Source organism: Aeromonas sp. MdU4 (assembly GCF_041929505.1).
In the GTDB taxonomy this organism is placed as follows: Bacteria; Pseudomonadota; Gammaproteobacteria; order Enterobacterales; family Aeromonadaceae; genus Aeromonas.
Genome location: NZ_JBHFMW010000043.1, coordinates 1 through 5,576, shown reverse-complemented (window position 1 = coordinate 5,576; position 5,576 = coordinate 1). Strand labels below are relative to the sequence as shown.

Annotated in this window: 7 protein-coding genes; 5 read left to right on the top strand and 2 right to left on the bottom strand. The window is 57.5% G+C overall.

Annotated elements, in window-relative coordinates; all coding sequences use genetic code 11:
• Positions 1–151: 151 nt before the first annotated feature.
• The 3 genes from ACE1BR_RS21895 to ACE1BR_RS21885 all read left to right on the top strand — a co-directional run bounded on the left by ACE1BR_RS21895 (position 152) and on the right by ACE1BR_RS21885 (position 2,332).
• The gene (locus ACE1BR_RS21895; protein ID WP_374874027.1) at positions 152–442 is read left to right on the top strand and encodes a hypothetical protein; all 291 of its coding nucleotides are present in this window, start codon (positions 152–154) and stop codon (positions 440–442) included.
• A 278-nt stretch (positions 443–720) separates the two neighbouring features.
• Positions 721–2,082 carry a tRNA 5-hydroxyuridine modification protein YegQ gene (gene yegQ / locus ACE1BR_RS21890; RefSeq protein ID WP_374874025.1) on the top strand — a complete coding sequence of 454 codons (1,362 nt, stop codon included), beginning with the start codon at positions 721–723 and terminating at the stop codon, positions 2,080–2,082.
• Position 2,083: 1 nt separating this feature from the next.
• On the top strand, positions 2,084–2,332 hold the full coding sequence (locus ACE1BR_RS21885; RefSeq protein ID WP_374874023.1) for a YfhL family 4Fe-4S dicluster ferredoxin: 249 nt from the start codon (positions 2,084–2,086) through the stop codon (positions 2,330–2,332).
• A 264-nt stretch (positions 2,333–2,596) separates the two neighbouring features.
• Here the strand turns inward: ACE1BR_RS21885 and ACE1BR_RS21880 are convergent, their stop codons facing one another.
• Positions 2,597–2,989: a DUF1090 domain-containing protein gene (locus tag ACE1BR_RS21880; RefSeq protein WP_374874021.1), complete on the bottom strand. Its 393-nt coding sequence runs from the start codon at positions 2,987–2,989 to the stop codon at positions 2,597–2,599.
• Positions 2,990–3,147: 158 nt separating this feature from the next.
• Between ACE1BR_RS21880 and ACE1BR_RS21875 the strand changes: the two genes are divergently transcribed.
• Together ACE1BR_RS21875 and ACE1BR_RS21870 are read left to right on the top strand one after the other, a co-directional pair.
• A complete protein-coding gene (locus ACE1BR_RS21875) occupies positions 3,148–3,501 on the top strand; it encodes a DsrE/DsrF/TusD sulfur relay family protein (protein ID WP_374874019.1) in 354 nt (117 codons plus the stop codon).
• 176 nt (positions 3,502–3,677) lie between these two features.
• Positions 3,678–4,760, top strand: a complete 1,083-nt coding sequence (locus ACE1BR_RS21870) for a protoglobin domain-containing protein (RefSeq protein ID WP_374874017.1) — start codon at positions 3,678–3,680, stop codon at positions 4,758–4,760.
• Positions 4,761–4,817: 57 nt separating this feature from the next.
• Here the strand turns inward: ACE1BR_RS21870 and ACE1BR_RS21865 are convergent.
• The coding region (locus ACE1BR_RS21865; RefSeq protein WP_374874015.1) for an MFS transporter at positions 4,818–5,576 on the bottom strand (759 nt) is incomplete at its 5' end.

The window sequence follows — 5,576 nt, the reverse complement described above, 5'->3', positions numbered from 1 at the left end:
TCTCCCTCCACCATCATTCAAGAAAACCCGGCCTCGCGCCGGGTTTTCGCTTTCTACCCCCCCACACTTTTTCGACCTTGTCAGATCTGACAGTTGCAATTGCATCCCATCTTGCTCATCGTGGCATAATCAATATCAGAGTGTTTACATCATGTTTGAAGTCTGGGACGAGCATGGTCACGCCACCGGTCTGACACTGCAGGCGCTAAAAGTCAGAATAAGCAACGACTATCAGGGCGATCTGATGGTGCGCTACAGCAACAAGCTGGGACTCCCCACGACCCTCTTTCTGACCATCCATCAGGGCGTTGCCTATCAACGCTTCAAGGCTGGCTCGCCAAAACTGGACTGGGAGTGGCTCGCTACCGCAGGTAATGGCCATACCCCCCGCAATTTTATGAGTGAACAGTTTCCCCTGTTTCAACTCGCGCCGAGGCATTGAACATCAGTTATTCCTGGCCACTCGCTGCTACGCATTGCTGATAACTCATTTTCCGTTCTGGTTGCATCCCTGCCAAATTGCATGATGACATGGGGGCGAGTACAATCTCGCACCCCGAATATCCGGTGCGCCTTCTGTTGATGGGCCCCGGATATGCCGTCATCGGGTCACGGTCCATTAAGCCACCTTCCAACGAGCTTGATGTTGACCGCACTCAATCCATACGGCGCCATCAGGTGGCGCCGTCCTGATTTGCAATCAGATATAAAGAGTCCGCCATGTTTAAACCAGAATTGCTCTCCCCCGCAGGTTCCCTCAAGAACATGCGTTACGCCTATGCCTATGGCGCCGATGCCGTCTATGCCGGCCAGCCCCGCTACAGCCTGCGGGTGCGTAACAACGAATTCGATCACGAAAACCTGCAGCTCGGCATCAACGAAGCCCATGCCCTCGGCAAACAATTTTACGTGGTGGCCAACATCCAGCCCCACAACTCCAAGCTCAAGACCTTTATCCGCGATATGCGCCCTGTGGTGGAGATGAATCCGGATGCGCTGATCATGTCCGACCCCGGTCTTATCATGATGATGCGCGAAGCCTTCCCGGATATGCCCATTCACCTCTCGGTGCAGGCCAACGCGGTCAACTGGGCCACAGTGAAGTTCTGGCATCAGATGGGCCTGACTCGCGCCATCCTCTCCCGCGAGCTGTCGCTCGACGAGATCGAGGAGATCCGCATGCAAGTGCCGGAGATGGAGCTGGAAGTGTTCGTCCACGGGGCGCTGTGCATGGCCTACTCCGGCCGCTGCCTGCTCTCCGGCTATATCAACAAGCGTGACCCCAACCAGGGCACCTGCACCAACTCCTGCCGCTGGGAGTACAAGGTGCACGAAGGCAAGGAAGATGACGTGGGCCAGATCGTCCACCGTCAGGAGCCCATCGCCGTGCGTCCGGACAACACCCTGGGCCTGGGCAAGCCGACCGATGCACTGGTGCTGCTGGAGGAGTCCAACCGCCCGGGCGAGTACATGAGCGCGTTCGAAGACGAGCACGGCACCTACATCATGAACTCCAAGGATCTGCGCGCCGTCGAGCACGTCGAGCGACTGACCAAGATGGGTGTGCACTCGCTGAAAATCGAAGGCCGCACCAAGTCCTTCTACTACTGCGCCCGTACCGCCCAGGTCTATCGCAAGGCCATCGATGATGCAGTAGCGGGTCGTCCGTTCGATCGCAGCCTGATGGGCACCCTCGAGAATCTGGCCCACCGCGGCTATACCGAGGGCTTCCTGCGTCGTCACAACCACAGCGAATACCAGAACTACGACTACGGCTACTCGGTCTCCGACACCCAGCAGTTTGTCGGCGAGATCACCGGTCGCAACGGCGACATGGTGGAAGTGGAAGTGAAGAACAAGTTCCTGGTAGGCAACAGCCTGGAGCTGATGACCCCGCAGGGCAACCTCAGCTTCAATCTGGAGCAGATGCAAAACCGCAAGGGCGAGCTCATCGACACCGCACCGGGCAACGGCCACGTGGTCTATGTGCCGGTACCGAAGGAAGTGGACGTGAACTACGGCATCCTGCTGCGCAACCTCGGTGAGCGCCAGGATACCCGTCAGCCGCACTCGGCCGCCTGAGATGGCACTACTCATCACCGACAAGTGCATCAACTGTGATATGTGCGATCCCGAGTGTCCGAACCAGGCTATCAACCTCGGCGAGGAGATCTACGAGATCGATCCCAGTCGCTGCACCGAGTGCGTCGGTCACTACGAGAAGCCGACCTGCATCAGCGTCTGCCCCATCGACTGCATCATCTGGGATCCCGCTCATGTGGAGAGCGAAGAGCAGCTGATGGAGAAGTTCGTCCGGATGCACAGGCAGTAAAACCGGCATCAGCGTCTGCGACTCACAGACTTCATCATCCGGGATCCCGCCCACGTGGAGACCGAAGAGCAGCTGATGGAGAAGTTTGTTCGGATGCACAGGCAGTAACGCCGGCATCAGCATCTGCGACTCACAGATGGCACCCTCCGGGATCCTGCTCATGTAGAGGCAGGAGATAAGCTGATAGGGACGTTTGCGCTGCTACACGGGTAGTAAACGTAAAAAAGGCCGAGCAATCGGCCTTTTTTGATCCCTTAATCACCGTTACTTGCTGACCAAGCGATGAAGTTCATCCAGCTCCCGCTGGGCCTCCAGCAACTTGGTTTGGGACTCCTCCAGCTTGGCCTGATGCTTGGCTACCTTCTCCGGTTTGCCACTCACCCTCGCCTCCTGCAGTTCGAGCAGACGTTCGTTCACCTCTCCCCGCAGCTTGACCACCCGCTGTTGCTGCTCCTTGATCAGTCCCTCATCGGTGCAATAGGCCTTGATATTGCGGGCAGCCTGCTCCAATCCGGCGATTTGTCCGGCATTGTTGTGTGCCTTGGCGAACACCATCTGGTCGTTGACGGCCTGCAGACGGGCCTTGCAACCAACCGGTTCACTGCCATAGGCCTGACCCGCCAACAGCAGCAATCCCGCACCTAATACTTTCCACATCTCGATTCACCCGGTCATGTTTGCGAATTGACCATAAGAACCTCGATCCGCCGTCAGGTCAAGCTAGCCGGGAAAAGGTACGTCAGAAGTTGTGCGACATCACGCAATCCCCATCATATTGGTTCTACAATGACGCTTTTTAAAATCAGGAGTCTCTTATGAATCAACAGATTGTGGTCATTGCCAACGGCGCCCCCTACGGCAGTGAATCCCTGTTCAATGCCCTGCGTCTAGCCATTGCCCTCAACGAGCAAGGTGGCGCCAGCCTCAAGCTGTTCCTGATGTCCGATGCGGTAAGCGCAGCACTGGCTGGCCAGGCACCAGCCGAGGGGTACAACCTGCGGCAGATGCTGGAAATCCTGCTGGCACAGGGAGCCACCATTCGTCTTTGCAAAACCTGCACCGATGCCCGTGGCATCACCACCCTGCCGCTTATTGAAGGGATCGAGATCGGCACCCTGCCGCTACTGGCCCAGTGGACCCTGGCTGCCGATAAAGTGCTGACCTTCTGATAACACCTGCAGCTCTTATTGCCCGTTTAGTCCCTATCGGTCCTCCATGACCCCTCTCGCAGGGGTCATTACGCTCCCGGCCCTTCTCACTGACTACAATATCAATTGCCCCTTTTCTGCTTGCCCTGCCCACCTTGTGGACAGAGTAACTGCCCCGTCATGGACAGAGGACGACGATGAATCCGACCGAACAGACTCTGCTTGAGCAGATGCGCATCACCGAATTCGAGATTGCCCATCGCAAGGAGTTGCTGCTGCTGCGCGAACAGGATGTGGCTCTGCTGGCAAGCTATTGCGGCAAGATAGAACCGCGGATCGATGCGCTGGTGGACCGTTTCTACCAGCAGCAGACGGCCATCACCGAGATCGCCCTGCTGATCGGCGATGCCGATACCCTCACCCGGCTACGCACGGCACAGCGACGATATGTGCTTGATCTCTTTAGCGGCCAATACGATCTGGAGTACGTCAACAACCGGTTGCGGATCGGACTGGTACACAAGCGGATAGGGGTCGAACCCAAGCTCTATCTGGCAGCAATCAACACGCTTAAAGCCCTGCTGATCGAAGATATGTTCGAACAGATTACCGATGAATCGGATCGGCTCACCATGCTGGCTGCACTGGACAAGCTGTTTCTGTTCGACATTACCCTGGTGTTCGAGACCTACATTCGCAGTCTGGTTGCGGAAATTGAGTCCTCCAGAGAGAAGTCGGAGAACTATGCCAAGAGTCTGGAGCAGAAGGTGCGCGAGCGCACTCGACAACTGGAAGATCTGAACCGCACCGATGCCCTGACCGGGCTACTCAACGTGCGCCATCTCAACGAACTGTTGTTACTGACCCTGCGCACCTGCCAGCGCCGGGCCGAGCCCTTGGCCATCGCCTATCTCGATATCGATAATTTCAAACAGATCAACGACACCGAAGGGCACCAGCGCGGAGACGAAATTCTGCGGATCGTCGGCACCTGCATTCGTCAGGTTTTTCGCGCCGAGGACAGCTGCTTTCGCTATGGCGGGGATGAGTTCTGCCTGATCCTGCCCAATTGCAACGAGAGTCAGGCCCGCGACATCTACCTGAAACGGCTGGATCAGGCCATCAAGGAGCGGCTGGGCAATCTCACCCTCAGCATCGGCATAGCGCAGACCGGACCGGAGCACTACGAGGATGGCCTCAATCTGATACGACTGGCTGACGAGAGGATGTATGCAGCCAAGCGCGCCATCAAAAGCATCCCACCCAACGGAACCCACTGAGGTACCAGCAATAATCGCGCTGGGGAACGACAACCCTGACGGCCTTACGACTGACTCTCACTCCTGCGGGTAAAGGGACGCCCTGGTCTCCCGCTGGCCAGCCCCATAGAGGGCAAACACCAGCACGCAGATCCCCGTCATCACGGCAAACAGCGCAGGTCCCCCCCACACTTGCAGCAGCCAGCCACCAACCAGGGGAGCCAGCGCCCAACCTAACCCGGAGAGGGCGCTCGCCCCAAAATAGCTCCCCTTGAGATGAGGTGGAGCCATCTCGTCGATAAGCACATTGAAAAGTGGAAAGAGTACCGCCTCTCCTACGCTCAGCAGAAAGACCGCCACCAGCCAGGGCCAGTGCAAAGCCGGATCAGACAGGGCAAACAGCACTTGGGCTGCAGCCATCAGCAGGATGGAGAACTGCAGGCGCAAACTTACCCGCCAGCGCCGGGTCAGATGGAGCAAGGGAAACTGCAGCGTAATGATGGTGACGGCATTGGTCGCCACCAGCAAAGCAACCAGAGTCTCCACCTCGGGAGCGCCAGCCCGGGTCAAATATTGAATGAGCGGCGACTCCACCTGCGCATATACCAGCATCATCAGCAAATTGGCGAGGATAAACAGCATAAAGGCCCGATCCCGCGCCACTACCTTGAGCATGGCCCCCAGAGTAAGACTCTCGACGGGTTTATCACTCCCCTCACGACGAAATCCGATCAGGAAGGCGACACCCAACAAGCAGTAACTCACTCCCGTCACCACAAAGGTCTCCTGACGGGCAGCGAGCCCCACCATCACCCCAATCAGTGGACCCACCCCTGC